This window comes from Rudaea sp. 3F27F6, assembly GCF_005503555.1.
GTDB lineage: Bacteria > Pseudomonadota > Gammaproteobacteria > Xanthomonadales > Rhodanobacteraceae > Rudaea.
The window spans coordinates 103,674-121,039 of record NZ_SCNG01000007.1 but is presented as its reverse complement, the minus strand read 5'-3'; the positions used below and the strand labels follow the sequence as shown (position 1 = coordinate 121,039).

General features: G+C 64.7%; 16 protein-coding genes. 9 read left to right on the top strand and 7 right to left on the bottom strand.

What is annotated here, in order from left to right:
- Nucleotide 1: 1 nt before the first annotated feature.
- The 5 genes from FFS30_RS21875 to FFS30_RS21855 form a co-directional block, all read right to left on the bottom strand.
- The gene (locus FFS30_RS21875; protein WP_137915424.1) at nucleotides 2–598 is read right to left on the bottom strand and encodes an HNH endonuclease; all 597 of its coding nucleotides are present in this window, start codon (nucleotides 596–598) and stop codon (nucleotides 2–4) included.
- Nucleotides 599–786: 188 nt separating this feature from the next.
- Nucleotides 787–2,604, bottom strand: a complete 1,818-nt coding sequence (locus FFS30_RS21870) for a tetratricopeptide repeat protein (protein ID WP_137915329.1) — start codon at nucleotides 2,602–2,604, stop codon at nucleotides 787–789.
- A 66-nt stretch (nucleotides 2,605–2,670) separates the two neighbouring features.
- Complete coding sequence (locus FFS30_RS21865; RefSeq protein ID WP_137915328.1) at nucleotides 2,671–3,159, bottom strand: GNAT family N-acetyltransferase; 489 nt, start codon at nucleotides 3,157–3,159, stop codon at nucleotides 2,671–2,673.
- 32 nt (nucleotides 3,160–3,191) lie between these two features.
- On the bottom strand, nucleotides 3,192–4,997 hold the full coding sequence (locus FFS30_RS21860) for an acyl-CoA dehydrogenase C-terminal domain-containing protein (RefSeq protein ID WP_137915327.1): 1,806 nt from the start codon (nucleotides 4,995–4,997) through the stop codon (nucleotides 3,192–3,194).
- A gap of 50 nt (nucleotides 4,998–5,047) precedes the next feature.
- Entirely contained in the window at nucleotides 5,048–5,533 is a 486-nt protein-coding gene (locus tag FFS30_RS21855; protein ID WP_137915326.1) for a hypothetical protein, read from the bottom strand.
- A 243-nt stretch (nucleotides 5,534–5,776) separates the two neighbouring features.
- Here FFS30_RS21855 and FFS30_RS21850 point away from each other — a divergent pair, with 243 nt between their 5' ends.
- From FFS30_RS21850 to FFS30_RS21825, 6 genes are all read left to right on the top strand, one after another.
- The gene (locus FFS30_RS21850) at nucleotides 5,777–6,418 is read left to right on the top strand and encodes a glycoside hydrolase family 19 protein (protein ID WP_137915325.1); all 642 of its coding nucleotides are present in this window, start codon (nucleotides 5,777–5,779) and stop codon (nucleotides 6,416–6,418) included.
- A gap of 31 nt (nucleotides 6,419–6,449) precedes the next feature.
- A complete protein-coding gene (locus tag FFS30_RS21845; RefSeq protein WP_137915324.1) occupies nucleotides 6,450–7,124 on the top strand; it encodes a hypothetical protein in 675 nt (224 codons plus the stop codon).
- Nucleotides 7,121–7,987: a hypothetical protein gene (locus FFS30_RS21840; protein WP_137915323.1), complete on the top strand. Its 867-nt coding sequence runs from the start codon at nucleotides 7,121–7,123 to the stop codon at nucleotides 7,985–7,987. The genes FFS30_RS21845 and FFS30_RS21840 overlap by 4 nt, the downstream gene beginning before the upstream one ends.
- Before the next feature lie 123 nt (nucleotides 7,988–8,110).
- A complete protein-coding gene (recQ, locus tag FFS30_RS21835) occupies nucleotides 8,111–9,925 on the top strand; it encodes a DNA helicase RecQ (protein WP_137915322.1) in 1,815 nt (604 codons plus the stop codon).
- Nucleotides 9,926–10,109: 184 nt separating this feature from the next.
- Nucleotides 10,110–10,820, top strand: a complete 711-nt coding sequence (locus tag FFS30_RS21830) for an MtnX-like HAD-IB family phosphatase (RefSeq protein WP_137915321.1) — start codon at nucleotides 10,110–10,112, stop codon at nucleotides 10,818–10,820.
- A 158-nt stretch (nucleotides 10,821–10,978) separates the two neighbouring features.
- On the top strand, nucleotides 10,979–12,328 hold the full coding sequence (locus FFS30_RS21825; protein ID WP_137915320.1) for a glutamate-1-semialdehyde 2,1-aminomutase: 1,350 nt from the start codon (nucleotides 10,979–10,981) through the stop codon (nucleotides 12,326–12,328).
- A gap of 143 nt (nucleotides 12,329–12,471) precedes the next feature.
- On the opposite strand, the gene FFS30_RS21820 is transcribed toward FFS30_RS21825, so the two are convergent.
- Together FFS30_RS21820 and FFS30_RS21815 are read right to left on the bottom strand one after the other, a co-directional pair.
- Complete coding sequence (locus tag FFS30_RS21820) at nucleotides 12,472–14,484, bottom strand: TonB-dependent receptor (RefSeq protein WP_137915319.1); 2,013 nt, start codon at nucleotides 14,482–14,484, stop codon at nucleotides 12,472–12,474.
- A gap of 153 nt (nucleotides 14,485–14,637) precedes the next feature.
- Nucleotides 14,638–15,156 carry a DUF3224 domain-containing protein gene (locus tag FFS30_RS21815; RefSeq protein WP_249352586.1) on the bottom strand — a complete coding sequence of 173 codons (519 nt, stop codon included), beginning with the start codon at nucleotides 15,154–15,156 and terminating at the stop codon, nucleotides 14,638–14,640.
- Between the two features lie 39 nt (nucleotides 15,157–15,195).
- On the opposite strand from FFS30_RS21815, the gene FFS30_RS21810 reads away from it, so the two are divergent.
- From FFS30_RS21810 to FFS30_RS21800, 3 genes are all read left to right on the top strand, one after another.
- Nucleotides 15,196–16,065, top strand: coding sequence for an AraC family transcriptional regulator (locus FFS30_RS21810; protein WP_212742544.1), 870 nt, complete (start codon nucleotides 15,196–15,198; stop codon nucleotides 16,063–16,065).
- A 56-nt stretch (nucleotides 16,066–16,121) separates the two neighbouring features.
- Nucleotides 16,122–16,814, top strand: coding sequence for a murein L,D-transpeptidase family protein (locus FFS30_RS21805; RefSeq protein ID WP_249352585.1), 693 nt, complete (start codon nucleotides 16,122–16,124; stop codon nucleotides 16,812–16,814).
- Nucleotides 16,815–16,908: 94 nt separating this feature from the next.
- A complete protein-coding gene (locus FFS30_RS21800; protein ID WP_137915315.1) occupies nucleotides 16,909–17,280 on the top strand; it encodes a nuclear transport factor 2 family protein in 372 nt (123 codons plus the stop codon).
- Nucleotides 17,281–17,366 lie beyond the last annotated feature (86 nt).

Sequence of the window (17,366 nt, the reverse complement as noted above, 5' to 3'; positions counted from 1 at the left end):
GTTATGCGCGCCGGCGATGCTTCGGCAGATGGTTGACGAGGAATTCCATCTGATCGGCGAGGATGTTGCGGTTCGACAGGATCAGATGCTCGACCCAGCTTGGCCGGTACGGCACAGCGAGCAACGGCATGCCGGCCTGCTGCGGCGTATGGCTGCCCTTGCGGATATTGCAGGCGAGGCAGGCGCTGACCACGTTCTCCCACGAATCGCGGCCGCCTTTGGACAGCGGAACCACGTGGTCGCGGGTCAGCTCGCCACGCGAAAAGTGCTCGCCGCAATACAGGCAGAGCATGCGGTCGCGTGCGAACAGCGCGGCATTGGTCAGCGCGGGTGCGGGATCGACCGCGTGCAGGCGCGCGTGGCCGCGGCTTGCGACGATCGGATGCAGGTCGAGGGTCGATTGTTCGCCGGTCAGCCGGCTGGTGCCGCCGTGAATGGTCAGGCAGGGATTGCCGAGCGTCCACGACACTGCGTCGCGCACGTAGAGACAGACCGCGTCCTGCCAGGAAATCCAATCGAGGATGCGCCCGTTGGAGTCGAGCGAGAGCACGCGCGTTGCGTGGATGTCGCTGACCTTACGCGGCTCGAACAGCACCATGCGGTCGAGTTCGAGGTTCGTGGACTTCGGCGCGACGACTTGAGATCTATGACTCGGCATCCGGTGTCACCAGTAGCACCCCTAAGGGCGGACATGGGCGATTCGCTGCCAAACGATCGTATCCGAGTTCGCAGCATAGCCGAACTTACGCGCCGATTGCGAATTCCGCATGACGTTATGCGCCCCGCTCAGGCCGGCACCAGATCGAACGCAATGGTCAGGCGCGTGCCGTCGCCGCCGAACGGCACGGTGCCGTGCCAGAAGTACGACGGGAACAAGGCCAGCAGTCCCGGCTCGGGGCGGATGAAATGCTCGGGGTCGAGCGGCGGCATGGTCGCGTGACCCGGTTCTCCGAATTTGAGCCAGCCGGCCCGGTCGGTGTCCTCGCTGCCTAGGCTTGCGGGCAATTCGATGTAGCAGGCCGAGGACAGCCAGCCTTTCGGGTGCACATGGTTGGTGTGATAGCCCTGCGCGCCGAGGCGCACCGACCAGATGCCGGCGATGCGGTATTCGCCGGTATTGCGCCGCTGTAGCGGATCGTCGTCGCGGCCGATCGTTTCGATATGCCGGCGGATTGGTTCGTCGATCGTGCCGAAGAACGCGCGGATCGCGGGATCGTCGACGTCGGCGAGATTCTGCGCGGTCTGCGAGCCGTGGCGCAGCGACTGATTGAGCGGATGCGTGTGCATCGTGTGCAGGCGTTTCAGGCTCGCGGCGAGATCGGCAAGATAGGACGGCAGATCGCGCCAGGCCGGCGGCGTCGCTATCGTCCAGGCGTGTGCCATGGCCGCATAGTCGCAGTAGCGCGCATGGCGCGGATCGCCGAGCAGGCGCCAGGCGATCGTCTGCGTCGCGATCAGATGCTGATTGTCGGGGTCTGCGCGTAGCCGCGATTCGATACGTTGCAGGGCTGTCTCGGCGTCGCCGATGCCGAGCAGGGTGGCGATCAGTACGTGATTCGCGTCGTCGTCGCCGGGCGCGAGTTCCGCCGCGCGCCGGGCATAACCGTAGGCGCGTGCCGGGTCGAACTTGAGCGCGGCCTGGCTCGCCGTCGTTAGCACGGCGAGGTTGGCGTCGGCGCGGCCTGCATGTGCTTCGAGCGCAGCGACGGCTGCGCGCGCATCGCCCGTGCCGTCGAGCAGGTTGGCCTTTGCGCAGGCCAGCGCCGCGTCGCGCGGCTGCGCGCGCAGGGCGAGATCGAGATGCTCGCCGGCGGCTGCGGCGTCGCCAGTGCGCATCCAGATCAATTGCGCGAGATTGCTCTGCGCATCGACGAAGTTCGGCCGTGCATGCACGACGTCGCGCAGCAGGTTCTCCGCTTCGTCGGCGCGGTCGGTCGCGATCAAGGTGCGCGCATGCAGATAGCGCGCTTCGGGTGTCGTCGCGCCCTTGGTGATGGCCCGGCGCGCGCTCTGCTCGGCTTCGCGGTGGCGGCCGGCAGCGTCGAGCGCGCCGGCGAGAAACAGCTCGGCGCCTGCGTTGTCCGGCGACGCGGCGACGATGCGCCGGTAGATCGCGATCGCCGCGTCGAAGCGGCCGAGCGCCGACAACGCGATCGCGCGCTGGTGCAGCAGGTCGAAGCCGGTGGCCGCGTCGTTTGCGCTGGCGTCGGTGAGTTCGACGACCTCGACGTGGCGCTTCGAGTCGTTGAGCAGGCAGGCGAGCAGATACGTCGCGCGCGGATAGCGGCCTGTCGCTGCGGCGCGGCGCAGCGCCTGTTCGCCCTCGTCGGCGCGGCCCGACTCGACGAGCAGTTCGCCGAGTGCGGATTGTGTCGGCGCCCAGGCGGGATCGATCGCCACGGCGTTGCGCAGCACGCGTTCCGCTGCGGTGCGGTCGCCGAGTGCGAGCAGCGCGCCGGCGAGCAGGCGCTGCGCTTCGACGAAGGTCGGAGCGGCGCGCGCGATCTGTTCGAGCAGCGTGCGTGCGGCAACGAAGTTACCCGCCTGCAGCAGGGCCGAGGCGCGTTGCATGTCCCGCACGATGGCCGGAACTGTTGCGCTCACAAGACCCCTCTTGAGTGCACGGCGAAGCGGATTGGCAGCGCGGACCGTCCCGCCGCGCCGGTGCGGTTATTTGACCGGTTTGACCATGCTCAGAATTTCGACGCCGAAGCCGTGTTGTTCGTACAGCTTGCGCGCGCGTTCGTTGTTCGGAAACACGCCGAGGGTGAGGAAGCGGCAGCGGTGCTCCTTCGCCCATTCGTCGGCGTAGCGCAGCATCGCGCCGGCAACGCCGCGGCCTTCGTGTGCGGCGGCGACGACGAGATCGGAGACGTGGCAGTTCAGCGCGCCGGTGAAGAAATCCTTGCGCGTCTGCAGATGCAGGAAGCCGAGCGGGGTCGCGTCTTCGTCCTCGGCGACGAACAGGTGCGAGGCCGGCGGCAGCGTGCGCAGATGATGTTCGATATCGCGGTGGATGCCGGCGAGCGTTTCGCTGCGCTTGCGCCAGGGCGGCAGCTCGAAATCGGCAAATCGGTCGGCGAGGGAGAGAATGAATTCGTCGTCGTCCGCCTGCGCCAGGCGGACGTAGACATCGGTTTCCGGTCGTTGTGCGTTCATAGCGAAACGAGTGAAGCGTTTGCTCCGGTGGACTATCCGAACAGGGTCTCCGGCATCGCGAGCAGGCTTTCGGTGCCGGCTTCGATTACGGCTTTGTGCTGCAGGGTACGCGGCAGGATACGCGCAAAATAGAAGCGTGCGGTGTGGCGCTTGGCCGCTTTGAAGTCGGCGGACTGCGCCGATGCTTCGGCGGCGGCGACGCTGCGCGCCCAGAAATAGGCGAGGGCGACGTAGCCGGAATAGAACAGATAATCGACCGCGGCCGCGCCGATCTCGTCGGCATTGCCCATCGCGCGTTTGCCGAGGGCGAGAGTGAGGTCGCCCCACTCCTGCGCCGCCTTGCCGAGCGGACCGACGAATTCGGCCAGCGCCGCGTTGCCGGCCTGGGCCGCGCAGAACGCACCGACTTCTTCGAGGAAATGACGCAAGCCGACACCTTGGGTCGCGAGAATCTTGCGTCCGAGCAGATCGAGCGCCTGGATGCCGGTCGTGCCTTCGTAAATCGTGGTGATGCGCGCGTCGCGCGCGAACTGCTCGATGCCGGTTTCGCGGATGTAGCCGTGGCCGCCGTGGATCTGCACGGCGTGGTAGGTGCACTCGTTCGCCGCTTCGGTCAGCAGCGCCTTGACGATCGGAATCAGGAACGACAAGAGTTCGTCGGCGCGCTTGCGTTCGGCTTCGTCGGGCGAGCGCTCGACGATGTCGACGAGGGTCGCGGCGTAATAGCTCAGTGCGCGCGTGCCTTCGGCGAACGCTTTCTGCGTCAGCAGCATGCGGCGGATGTCGGCGTGCACGATGAGCGGATCGGCCGGCTTGTCGGGGAACTTCGGTCCGCTCAGCGAACGGCCCTGCAGGCGATCGCGCGCGTAGGCGAGCGAGATTTGGTAGGCGCGCTCGATCAGGCCGAGGCCCTGGATGCCGACGGCGAGGCGCGCGGTGTTCATCATGGTGAACATCGCGTTGAGGCCCTTGTTCGGCGTGCCGATCAGATAGCCTTCGGCCGCGTCGAAATTCATCACGCAGGTGACCGAGGCCTTGATGCCCATCTTGTGCTCGATCGCGCCGCAGGTGACGGCGTTGCGCGCGCCCATCTTGCCTTCGCGGTCGACTTTCATCTTCGGCACGATGAACAGCGAGATACCCTTCACTCCGGCCGGCGCATCGGGCAGACGCGCAAGCACGAGGTGGACGATGTTCTCGGTCAGGTCGTGCTCGCCTGCGGTGATGAAGATCTTCGTGCCCGTGATGCGATAGGTGCCGTCGGCACCGTCACCATTCAAGGCAGGTTCCGCGCGCGTACGCAGCAGGCCGAGGTCGGAGCCGCAGTGCGGTTCGGTCAGGCACATCGTGCCGGTCCAGCGGCCCTCGATGATCGGCTTCAAGAACACTTGGCGCTGCCATTCTTCGCCGTGCTGCTTGAGCGCTTCGGAAGCACCGTGCGAGAGCAGCGGGAAGTTGCCCCAGGACAGGTTGGCCGAGTCGAGCATTTCCTTGATCGGCGCGCCGACCGATTCGGGCAGATGCGCGCCGCCGTAGGCTTCCGGTGCGTTGAGGCTGCTCCAGCCGCCTTCGACGTATTGTTTGTAGGCTTCCTTGAAACCCTTCGGCGTGGTCACGTTGCCGGTGGCCTTGTCGAGGCTGCAGCCTTCCTCGTCGCCGCTCGCATTGAGCGGGGCGAGCACCTGCTCGCAGAACTTCGCCGCCTCGTCGAAGATCGCGTCGAGCGTGTCGCGCGTCGCCGTTTCGCCGCCGGGCAGGCGCGCGTACTGGGCCTCGACCTTGAGCAGATCGAACAGAACGAAGCGCATATCGGCGAGTGGGGCGGCGTAGCGGGTCATGGGATCGGTCCTTGGCGTGGGGATGCGGCTTTACGGAACGGCGGATCGCTTCAGTGATACTGGTTCGGGATGCCCGGCACGGGCGAGAGGCGGCTCTTGTGCTCGAACTTGAAGTCCTTGCTCGCGGCCGGAATGCCGATCGTGCCCTTGATCTCGTACGGTGCGCCGCCGGGCGCTTTCACGTCGAGAGCGAAGGCTTTGAGCAGGTCGCTGCTCGGCGTCAGCGTCGTCTCGACCACGTCGGCGTTGAGGCCGGGGATGTCCATCTCCGGCTGCAGCGAAATCTCGGCGGTATCGACGCCGCTGATGCGCAGATTCGCCTTGAGGGTCGAGTAGTGCACGGTCTTGTCGGAAAAATTCTCCAGCCGGATCGAAATCTTCCAGCGGCCGTCGGGCTGCACTTCGAGCAGTTGGATCGACGCGTTGGGCGGATTGATCGGATGAGTCGGGATGCCGCCGCAACTGGCAAGCACGGCGGCCGCCGCGACAAGGGCGATACGGGCAGCGAGGGCAGCAAAGTGCAGCAGGCGGGCCATGTGGCGGACTCATGTGAAACGGATCGCTACATTAGCCAAAACCGGAGTGCAGCGAAAGCACTCGGCCGAATGTGCGGGTTGACATTGCTGGTGCAGGGAGGGCGGCTAGGTTTCAAGTGAGGGTGAGACAAAAAGGGCAGTTGGCGCTCCTGGAGTGATGCAGGAAGGAGGCTGCGGGGTGAAAGGCAGCCGATTGGACCGCGGCGAATTTCATCGCCGTACTCTCAAAGAAGGCAGCGCACGATGAGCATTCAGCCGACTTCCGATCAAATCGACCGACTGGCACCCAGCGCGCGTTCGTCCTATCGCGCCGCTTTTCTCGCCGGGCAGGAGGCCTTCGACCGTTTCCGCATCTCGGACAATGCGTTGCGGATCGCACATTTCATGGCCCAAGTGCTTCACGAATGCGAAGCGCTGACCGTCCAGTTCGAGAATCTCAACTACAGCGCTCAGCGCCTGCCTGTTGTCTGGCCGAGCCGCTTTCAGCCCCAGGGTCCACTGGACCCCATGGACTACGCAAATGCGCCGGAAAAGCTGGCTAATGAAGTGTATGGGGGCCGCATGGGCAATCTGCAGGAAGGCGACGGCTATTTGTTCCGCGGGCGCGGTTTGCTGCAGATGACGGGAAGGGATGAATACGCGAAGGTCACCGGCATTTTGCGCGACATTTATCCCGAATCGCCCGATTTCACCGAATCGCCTGACGTGGCGATCGATGCGGTGTGGTGTCTCAGAGCAGCGGGTGCGGTTTGGCAGTGGAAGGGATGCAACGAACTCGCGGATCAGGACTCGATCCGCGCGGTTACGCGCGCGATAAACGGCGGCCTCATCGGGTTGGCCGATCGGATGGAATGGCTGCGGCGCACCAAATCTACTTGGCAGTGACGTACGGAGCGACAACGCCAGAGGAGTGTGTATGTATCCAAGATATGAAAGGCGCGGCGACAGCCGCAGCGACGAGCGCGATGTTTCTGAATCCGCTATCGAATCGGGTTCTCGCGTCGTCATGAAGCGTGTGACTTTATTGCTCGCTGCGGTACTCGGGATGGTTTTCTGCATGCACGCCGGGGCCGAAGCTGCAGGCTCCAGCGCCATTCCGGGCTCCGTATTCAACGATATTCCCGAGTGGGCTAGATCGATGCTCGACTACAGCGCGCTGGGGTTGGCCGGGATTTTCATGGTGCTCGGCTTCTTTTTGATCATGGCCGGCAAGGACGCGGCGACCTTCATGCGTATCTCTGCTGCTTGCTTTGTTCTGGCGCTTGCCGTCGATGCTGCGAAGTTCTTCTGGCCGCACCAGATGCTGATTTCGGTGGATCCGGTCGAGGAGGATTTTCCACCCTCGCTGAAATATCCCGTTCTGACTGACAACGTCACCCGTATAAAGCTTTCGAGCGGCGCCAGCGAGTATGCCTGCAGACCCAATCATAACGTCCACTTTTCGGTCGAAGGTTTGGTGGTGCAGTACAGCGATCTGGCCGGGAAATACAGCCTTGCCATGCAAAGACTGGGCACTGCCGTCGAGGCTGGGAATATCGGTAAGGACGGTTCCCAGTTCGGTCCTGACGTCACCGCCGGAGCAGGAAAATGACCCGAGACCTTTTGTACGTTCTGACGTTCGTCGTCGCTTCAGCGGCACACGGACAGAACCTCGACTCTCAAATTGACCAGGCACGTCAACTCAGGCTCGAAGGAAAAGTCGTCCAGTCGACAAGCCTGCTCTCGGAGGTACTCAAGCAAGACCCAGCGAATTTTCGCGCGCAGTACAATCTGGCGCTGGCGCTGGCTGAAACCGACCAGAAATCGCTGGCGGGAGAAACGTACAAGAAAGCGATTGTCTTGGGGGAAACTCAAGGTGTGCCGGATCCGACGATATACAACTCCTACGGCTGGCTCCTGATGCAGCAAGGCGACTACGCCACAGCCGAGCGCTTTTTCGACAAGGGGCTGCAATATCAGGACAGACTGTCGAAGAACTCGCAGCAACGTCTGCACAACAATCTCGGCGCTTTATATCTCCAGACCGGCAGGACCGGATTGGCGAAAAAGCAGTTTGAAACGACAGGGGCCTCGAATAGTCTCGCAATTGTCGATGCGATCGAGAAAAAAGCCGCGGCCGACGCAGGCAACCTGCAAGGCACGGTCTATCTTGGGCATGCGGACGCGAAAGGAGAATGGGCTGAAGGTGCTACTACAACGGCGTTGTCGTCTGCGAGTGCGATCAAGGTAGGCGAGCGGATAACGCTTACCGATGCCGTGAATGTCCGCGATACTCGGGGCCGCCAAGGTTCTTTGTCGTCCAGTCCCACGATCGGGGTACTCAGCCCCGGCGACAAGATTCAGGTGCTGGCCGTTCGCGAATCGCCGGCGACCGACGGTGGAAAGTACGTTTGGATAGACATGAAGAAAGTCTTCGATGGCGCCGGCGAGACGGCCGTCCTGGATGGCAAGTAGCTGATAGCTCCATCGTTTATCGAAGATTTCGTGATCGGCGACCGACAGTCGCTTCGGCGAATCCGTAGCGCGTTCGCAGGATTTTCGCTCCATGCACAGAGCGATCGTTGCTAACATCGACGAATGGACTCGTCATTGGCCATTCTCAATTCCGTTTTCGGCTACAGCGGGTTCCGCGGTGAGCAGCAAGCGATCATCGAACAGGTCGCCAGCGGCGGCGACGCACTCGTGCTTATGCCGACCGGCGGCGGCAAGTCGCTCTGCTATCAGATTCCGGCGTTGATGCGCGAAGGCACCGCGGTCGTCGTCTCGCCGCTGATCGCGCTGATGCAGGACCAGGTCGAGGCGCTGCGCCAGTTCGGCGTCGCCGCGGCGTTCCTCAATTCGAGCCTCGACTCGCGCGCGCAGTTCGAGGTTGAGCGCGATTTCGTCGCCGGCCGGCTCAAGCTGCTCTATGTCGCACCGGAGCGTCTGCTCGCCGAACGCTGTCTCGAACTGATCGCCAGGGCCGGGGTGTCACTGTTCGCGATCGACGAAGCGCACTGCGTCTCGCAGTGGGGCCACGACTTCCGCCCGGAGTACCGCCAGCTCACCATCCTGCACGAGCGCTTCCCCGAGATTCCGCGCATCGCGCTGACCGCGACCGCGGACGCGCCGACGCGCCGGGAAATCGTCGAGCGCCTGAACCTCGCCGACGCGCGCCAGTTCGTTTCGAGTTTCGACCGCGCGAACATCCTTTACCGCGTAGTGGAGAAGGACAACGCCAAGCGCCAGCTCAAGGACTTTCTCGCCGGCCACAAGGACGAGTCGGGCATCGTCTATTGCCTCTCGCGGCGCAAGGTCGAAGAGACCGCCGAATGGCTCAGCGAGCAGGGTGTCGCCGCGCTGGCCTACCACGCCGGCATGGATGCCGCGCAGCGTGCGCACAACCAGCAGCGCTTCCTGCGCGAGGATGGCATCGTCATGTGCGCGACGATCGCCTTCGGCATGGGCATCGACAAGCCCGACGTGCGTTTCGTCGCCCACCTCGACCTGCCGAAAAGCCTCGAAGGCTACTACCAGGAAACCGGTCGCGCGGGTCGCGACGGCCTGCCGGCCGAGGCGTGGATGTGCTACGGCCTCGGCGACGTGGTGACGCTGGCGCAGTTCATCGCCCAGTCCGAATCGGGCGAAGAGCGCAAGCGCGTCGAGCGCGCCAAACTCGATGCTCTGCTCGGCTATGCGGAAATCTCGACCTGCCGCCGGCGCCATCTGCTCGCGTACTTCGGCGAGGCTCATGCCGGCCACTGCGGGAATTGCGACAACTGCAAAAATCCGCCGCTGTCGTTCGACGGCACCGAGCTGGCGCAGAAGGCGCTGTCCTGCGTCTACCGCACCGGCCAGCGCTACGGCGTCGGCCATTTGACCAACGTCCTGCGCGGCGTCGAGGACGAGCGCGTGCGTTCGCTCGATCACGATCGGCTGAGCGTGTTCGGCATCGGCACCGATCTTGACGAGCGCCAGTGGCGCGGCATGTTCCGCCAGCTCGTCGCCGCCGGCCTGCTTGCGACCGATGCCGAGGGCTACGGCGTGCTGCGCCTGACCGAGGCGAGCCGCGCAGTGCTGCGTGGCACCGCCCAGGTGTCTCTGCGCAAGCCGGCGAGCAAGGAGGAACGCCGCGCGACGCGCAAGAGCGCACGCGGCGAACGCGCGCGGCAGAGCCTCGATATCGCTCCGCACGAGACGGGGCTCTGGGATGCGCTGCGCGCGACGCGCTCGCGTCTGGCACGCGAGCAGGGCGTGCCGGCCTATGTGATCTTCCACGATGCGACCCTGCTGGAAATGCTGCGCGCGCGGCCGCGTAGCGCGGACGAACTCGGTGCGATCGGCGGCGTCGGCGCGGCCAAACTCGAACGCTACGGCGAGGCGTTCCTCGACACCGTGCGCAGCGCTGCCTAGGCCGGTCCGGGCCGCCGCCGGCGCTGCAGAAAACCTTAATGTGCGCTGTAGACAATGGCCGTCTCGGCGCCCGGCTGCTTTCCTGCACCCGTTTCCGGCCCTAAAATAACGCTTTGGCGCGAAATTCCGCGGATTTGCGATCCCCCGAAGCGCCGTTCCCGATTCGCTTTACCCGAGGTTACCCGTGTCCGACTGGACCCTGCTTTGCGATTTCGACGGCACGATTTCCGTCGAAGACACCACCGATACCCTGCTCGAACGCTTCGGCCAACCGGGCTGGGAAAAACTCGAGAACGACTGGAAGGCCGGCCGCATCGGCTCGCGCGACTGCATGGCCGGGCAGGTCGCCCTGCTCGACATGAGCCCCGCCGAACTCGATCAGCATCTGACCGAGCGCGCGATCGATCCGGGCTTTGCCGCCTTCGTCGCCTACGCGAAGCAGCATGGCATGCCGATCGAGATCCTCAGCGACGGGCTCGATTACGCGATCCATTTCATCCTGCAGCATTACGACTTCGATTATCTGCCCGTCACCGCGAACCGGCTGCAGTCGGTCGGCGAGCGCGAATGGCGTTTGGAATTCCCGAACGCGAGCGCGACCTGCCGCGCGGCGAGCGGCACCTGCAAGTGCGCGGCGGCGGCACGTTCGCAGGGCTCGCACGGACGCGTGCTGATGATCGGCGACGGCGCCTCGGACTACTGCGTCGCCGAGTCGGCCGATTTCGTCTTCGCCAAGGGCAAGCTCGTCGATCACTGCCGCGCGAAGAACATCCCGCACGCACCGATCAAGGACTTCGCCGATGCGCTCGCGCTGCTGCCGGCGCTCGCGTCGGGGAAATTGGTCGCCGCGAGCCGCACGTCGGCGGCTCCGTTGCCGAACGTGGTTTCGGCTTAGAATTTCACTCCGACTTCTTACGACGTCATTCCTGTTTTCGCGGACGGCGAAGGCGGGATGCCGAAGCGAACATTCGCATAGCGCATGGCGCGCAGCGAAAGCCGCAGGACGCGGCGAATCGATGACGAGCCAAACGCATTTCACTCTGAGGTAACTCCATGTCCAGCTCCCAACTGATCGCCGGCCTCGACACGGCCGGCAGCGGCAAATTATTCGAAGCCGCCTGCAAGGTCATCCCCGGCGGCGTCAACAGCACCGCGCGCGCCACCTGGTCGGGCTGGACGCCGTATCCGCTGTTCGTGAGGAGCGGCCAGGGCTCGCACCTGACCGACGTCGACGGCAACGAGTACATCGACTATCTGCTCGGCCTCGGCCCGATGATCTTCGGCCACCGTCCGCCGCGCGTGACCCAGGCCGTGGTCGATTTCATTCAGCAGCGCGGCACCGTGTTCGCGCTGCCGACCGAAGACGAGGCGCGCCTCGCGCAGAAAATCATCGCCGCCGTGCCGAGCGTCGATCAGGTGCGCCTGTGCAACACCGGCACCGAGGCCGTGCTGTACGCCACGCGTCTCGCGCGCGCCTTCACCGGCCGGCGCAAGATCATCCGTTTCGAAGGCATGTACCACGGCTTCTCCGACGGCGTTTATTGGAGCAAGCATCCGTCGCTCGACAAGGCCGGCCCAGACAATCGCCCGGTCGCCGTGGCGCAGGGCCCCGGCATGCCGAAGGGCGTCGAAGAGAACCTCATCATCCTGCCTTGGAACGATGCGCAGGCGCTGGCCGACGCGATCGCGCGCGAGGGTGACCAGATCGCCGCCGTGCTGAGCGAGCCGATCATGTGCAACACCGGCTGCATCCTGCCGCAGCCCGGCTATCTCGAAGCGATGCGCGAGCTGACCCAGAAACACGGCATCGTGCTGATCTTCGACGAAGTCATCACCGGCTTCCGCCTCGGCCTCGCCGGTGCGCAGGGCCGCCTCAACATCCGTCCGGATCTGTCCGTGTTCGCCAAGGGCGTCGGCGGCGGTTTCCCGGTCGCGGCGATGGGCGGACGCGCCGACATCATGGCCCTGGTCGCCAACGGCACGGTGTCGATGGCCGGAACGTATAGCGCCAATGGCATTGCGATCGCGGCGGCGAATGCGGCGCTCGACGAATTGAACACCCCGGGGCTGTACGAGAAGCTCGATGCGGTGTCCGACGAGCTGCGCCTCGGCCTCGGCAAAGTTCTGCAGGACGCCGGGCTGCCGGCCTACGTCGTCGGCCTCGGCCCGCTGATGCAGGTGTGGTTCGCCAAGGAAGAGATCCACAACTACCGCGATGCCGAGCGCCGCGCCGACCAGGAAATCTTCCGCAAGTGGTGGGAAGGCATGCTCGCCAAGGGCGTGCTGTTCCATCCGGGCGCTTACGAAAACCTGTTCGTGTCGACCGCGCACAGCCACGACGATGTGGCGAAGACGCTCGCGGCGGCGAAGCAGGTCGCCGCGGATCTCGCGCGCGGCGTCTGATCTTCTTTCTCGCGTTGGAGAAGGCGGTGCCAAGCGCCGCATGAGACGAGCATTGAATGGCTGAAAGGCGTCGCAGATTGCGGCGCCTTTCGTTTATGCGCCTTGCGCAATTTTGCTACGCGAGCAGCGGCTCCGAAGCGTCTTCAGAACGCCTTGCCGACTTCGACGAAGAACGTCCGCCCCGGCTCGGGAAATCCTTCCTGGTATGCGTACAGGCGATCGAACGCGTTGCGTATGCCGAAGCTCAGGTCGAACACATCGCTCACCGCGCCGCGCACGATCGCGTCGACGCGGGTGAAGCCGCCGGCGACGCGCGTGCCGTCGCTCGAGGTATAGCGCTTGCTCTCGGTATCGGAGGAGAGCGTCGCGTTCCAGCGCTGCGCAAAGGCATAGTCGAGGGCGACGAAGAGTTTTTCGCGCGGCGTGTCGGTCAGGCGTACCAGCGGCTGCGAGATATTCTTGCGGTCGAGATAGGTGTAGTTCGCCTGCACGGTGAGGCGTTCGCCGAAGGCATAGCTGCCCGACAGCTCGACGCCGCGGTTGCGCGCGTCGCCGATATTGCGGTTCTGTGCACACGGCGGCGACGTGCACGCGCTGGGTGCGATGGTCACCGCCTGGATCGCGTCCTTGAGTTTGCTGTCGAACAACGCGGCCTCGTAGTGCAGCGCGCCGGCGGCGCCTTTGATGCCGATCTCGACGTTGTTGCTCTCTTCCTGTTTGAGGCCCGGATTCGGAATCGCCGTGCCGAGCCGATACGAGTAGCGATCCTTCAAGGTCGGAAAGCGCGTCTTGCGGCTGATGCCGCCGTAGAGCTGTACGTCGGGCGTCAGTTGGAACGTGGCGGCGAGCTGGCCGTTGAAGGCGACGTCGCTGTGCACGTCGAACGGCACGATCTTGTTGTTCGCGATCAGATTGTCGGCACGCTGGCCCTGCAGCAGATTCCACGACACGCCGGGCGTCAGGGTCCAACGCGCGTCGGGGCGCCATTCGTGTTCGACGCCCGCGGAGAAAGTGCGGTCCTTGAAATATTCCCACGGCGCGCCGACGGCGTCCTGCTCGCGATGGAAGTCCTGCTTCGCGTGCAGGGCAATGCGCGTGGTCTGGCTGTCCGACCACGGCTGCTCGAAGTCTGCGCTGATGCCGTAGGTGTGGTCGCCGTAGAGCGAAGTGAATGCGTACGGCCGCTTCTGCGTCGTGTAGCTGGCGTCGTCGTAGGAATCGAGCCGGTTCTGGAAGGTGTCGTAGTAGGCGCGCACGCGCAGGGTCGCCGCGTCGCCGAGGCGCGTGCGCGCGATCAGGTAGGCGCCGTCCTTGTCCCAGTACGGCCAGCGCCAGAAGCGCGCGGCGACGCCCGGCGCGCTGCCCGCGTAGGGCGGCGTCTGCTTGCTGTCGTCGACGTGGTAGACGCCGACCGCGTATTCGTCGGTGGCGTTTGGGGTCCAGCCGAACTTGGCCGAGAGATTCAGGTCGCGGCTCGCCGAGTTCGCGCGATGCGCATTGGGCTGGTTCTTCGAGTACGGATAGTCGCCCGGCAGTTCGTAGTAATCCGCGTCCTCCCAGGAGGCCGTCGCCTGCGCGTACCACGAGCCCTGATTGGTGCCGACGCGGCCGCCGGCGCGGTAGGCGGGCAGGTCGCCCGAGCGGTTGCTGTCGAAGCCGGCGTAGACGCGGCCTTCGAACGGCTTCTCCGGTCTTCGGCTGACCAGGTTGATGCTGCCGCCGAGCGCGTTCGGGCCGTACAGCACCGAAGTCAGTCCCTTGGTCACGACGATCTGCGAAAGATCCTCGACGCCGAGACGGGCGAGATCGAGATTGCCGTCGTAGGGCACGTAGACCGGCACGCCGTCGACGTAGAGCGTGACTTCGCGCGAATCGAAGCCGCGCAGATTGATCAGGGTGTCGCGGCGCTGGCCGAAGTTCTGGCGGGCGACGCCGGGCAGCAGATCGAGCGCTTCGGCGACATTGCGCCGATCCATCGCATCGATCGTCTCGATGCTGAGCACCTGGGCGCCCGGCGGCAGCGGCGCGGGTTTCGCGCCGACGACTTCGACGAGGCCGAGCGGCGTCGGCTGGGTGGATTCGTCGGCGCTCGTGGCGTCGGCAGCGCCGGCGACGGGCGCGGCGCCGATCAAGGCTGCGGCAAGAAAAGTCCTCACGCTAAGGTCTCCACGCGAACGGGATAGTCGATATGTTTACTCGACTATATCGATCGACGATGTAGCGCCGCAACCGCCGCAGCCGCTAGCGATAAGGATGTGCCCGGAATGGATTGCCGAGGCAGCCGTCTCGCGGACCGCAACCGCGCCGACTCAGTCCGCCAGCTCGTAGTCGAATTCGTAGTAGTGCTTGCCGCCTTCGGCGATGACGATTTTCAGCGTGCCGCTGAGGCCCTTGAGTTCGTCCGTGCCGGAATCGGGCACGACGATGATGTTGAGATAGGGCGTGCCGCGCGTCATCGTCGCATTGTGCTGCAGCGAGAAGCCGCCCTTCTTGCCTTGCAGCGAGCCGGTCACGCGCTCGACCGCGACGTAGCCGCCCGAGTCCTTGGCGTTGCCGGCGTGCAGCATCTCGCCCTTGCTCGTCGCTTCAAGGTCGCCGTGGAATTGCTTGTCGATCGACATGCGGCCGAGGCCGGCGCCTTCGTCATTGTTGTACGCTTCGAGCTTCTGCAGCTTGACGTCGAACGCACCTTTCGCATGATGTTTCATCGGGATTCCTTTGGCGGCGCCGGCAGGCTCGGCGTGGGATACGGTGGAATTCGACGCACTGTAGCCGGCCGATGCAGCAGCGGCGAGCAGGGTCAGCGCGATCAGGGACAAGCAGCGCATGGCGGTTCCGGTTCGGCGTCGGCGAGTCGATGGTGCGGCATGTTAGCGGGCGCGAACCGCACGGGATTGAAGAAACGCGACATGGTCACGCTGAAACTCGACAAGCCGCGCGGCGTGCTCCACTCAGGCGAGGCCGTGCCCGACATCACGCATGCACGCTACTGGCCTTCGGCCGCGCTCGCCGCGTTCGTCGAACACTACTGGACGGTGGAATGGAATCTGTCCGCTGCGGTCGTTCGCGAAACCTTGCCGCATCCGGTCGTGCACATCGTCTTCGAGAACGGCACGGCGAAGATCGCGGGACCGACGACCAAGCGCTTCAGCACAACGTTAAATGGCAACGGCCGCGTGTTCGGCATCAAGTTCCACCCGGGCGGATTCCGGCCTTTCATCGATATGCCGGTTTCCATTTTCGCCGATCGCGTCGTCGATCTGGACGAGGTCTTCGGCACTGCGGCGCAAGGGCTCGCGGGCAAAGCGCTCGCCCATGCCGACCACCGTGCAACGATAGCCGTGCTCGAAGCGTTTCTGCACGCGCGCAAGGTTTCGCCCGAGCCGACCGCGGCGCTGATGGCGCGCATCGCCGCACGCATGGCCGAGGATCGCGCGATCACGCGCATCGAACAGATCGCGCAGGAATTCGCGATTGGTTTGCGCACTTTGCAACGCCAGTTCCGCGACTACGTCGGCGTGCATCCGAAATGGGTGATCCAGCGCTACCGCCTGCACGAAGCCGTGGCGCGCATCGACGAGGGCACGGCCGGCGACTGGACCGCGCTCGCGCTCGAACTCGGCTATGCCGACCAAGCGCACCTGATCCGCGATTTCAAGCGGCTCGTCGGGCGTACGCCTGCGCAATACGCCCGGCAGAAGCCGCGCAACGGCGGCGCGGCGAAGGCGAACGCATGATCCGGTCTCGCCGCGCCGGCTTGTATGCTTGCATGCTATCGATGTTGATTTTGCCGATGACGAACTTGCCCGCATCCGCTGCCACCGATTTGGCCAACGCCGTGCCCGACTCTGAGCGAGCAAGCGAGGCGGCCGCGCGCGTGCGGCCTGCGCTCGAACGCGATCTGGCCGCGAGACATCTGCGCTTCGGTGCGCCGGTCTATGTGCGCATCTTCAAGCGCGAGGCGGAACTCGAACTCTGGCTGCGCGGCGCGGACGGGAAATTCGTGCTTTTTCGCCGCTATCCGGTCTGCAAATTCTCGGGCGAACTCGGGCCGAAGCAGCGCGAGGGCGACAATCAAGCGCCCGAAGGCTTTTACACGGTCGCGCCGCGCCAGCTCAATCCGCGCAGCAACTATCACCTCGCATTCAACCTCGGCTATCCAAACGAGTACGACCGCGCGCACGGCCGCACCGGCAGCGCCCTGATGGTGCACGGCAACTGCGTGTCGATCGGCTGCTATGCGATGGGCGATGCCGGCATCGAGGAAATCTATACGCTTGCCGCCGCGGCCTTGCGCGCCGGGCAGGCGTGCTTCGACGCGCATATCTTTCCGTTCCGTCCGACGGCCAAGGCGCTCGCTGCCGCGAAAGGCTCGCCGTGGTTCGGTTTCTGGAACGAACTCAAACCGGCCTACGATGTCTTCGAGCGTGAGCGCGTGCCACCGGCGGTTGCAGTCGAGAACGGACACTATCGGATCGCCCGATAACGGATTCCGTTTGCCGCCGTGCGCTGCTGCGCCCGCGCGTGCAAGCGTCACCGTGCGGGATTAGGCTGACGCGCCCAACCCACGGAGTCTCGCCATGAACGTCGAACAGATCGCCGCGCGCCTCGTCGAATTGTGCCGCGCCGGGAAATTCGAGGAAGCGCAGAAAGAGCTGTACGCGAACGATGCGGTCAGCATCGAATCCGAAGGCACGCCGATGGCGGCCGGCGGACCAGCCAAAGGGCTCGAAGCCATCTACGAAAAAGGCCGCCATTTCAATGAAAGCATCGAGGCCTACCACAGCATGAAGGTCAGCGATGCGCTGATCGCGGATAACTGGTTCTGTCTGACCATGGAACTCGACGTGACGATGAAGCAGTACGGCCGCCAGTTGATGAAAGAAGTCTGCGTCTACCACGTCCGCGACGGCAAGATCGACCGCGAGCAGTTCTTCTACGACGCCGGCTGAGCACGGTCCCGCTGCCGGGCGGCGCGCAGTCGACCGGCAGCAGCCCGAAGCATGACTTGGGGCAGGGGGACGCGACGCCCCTTCTG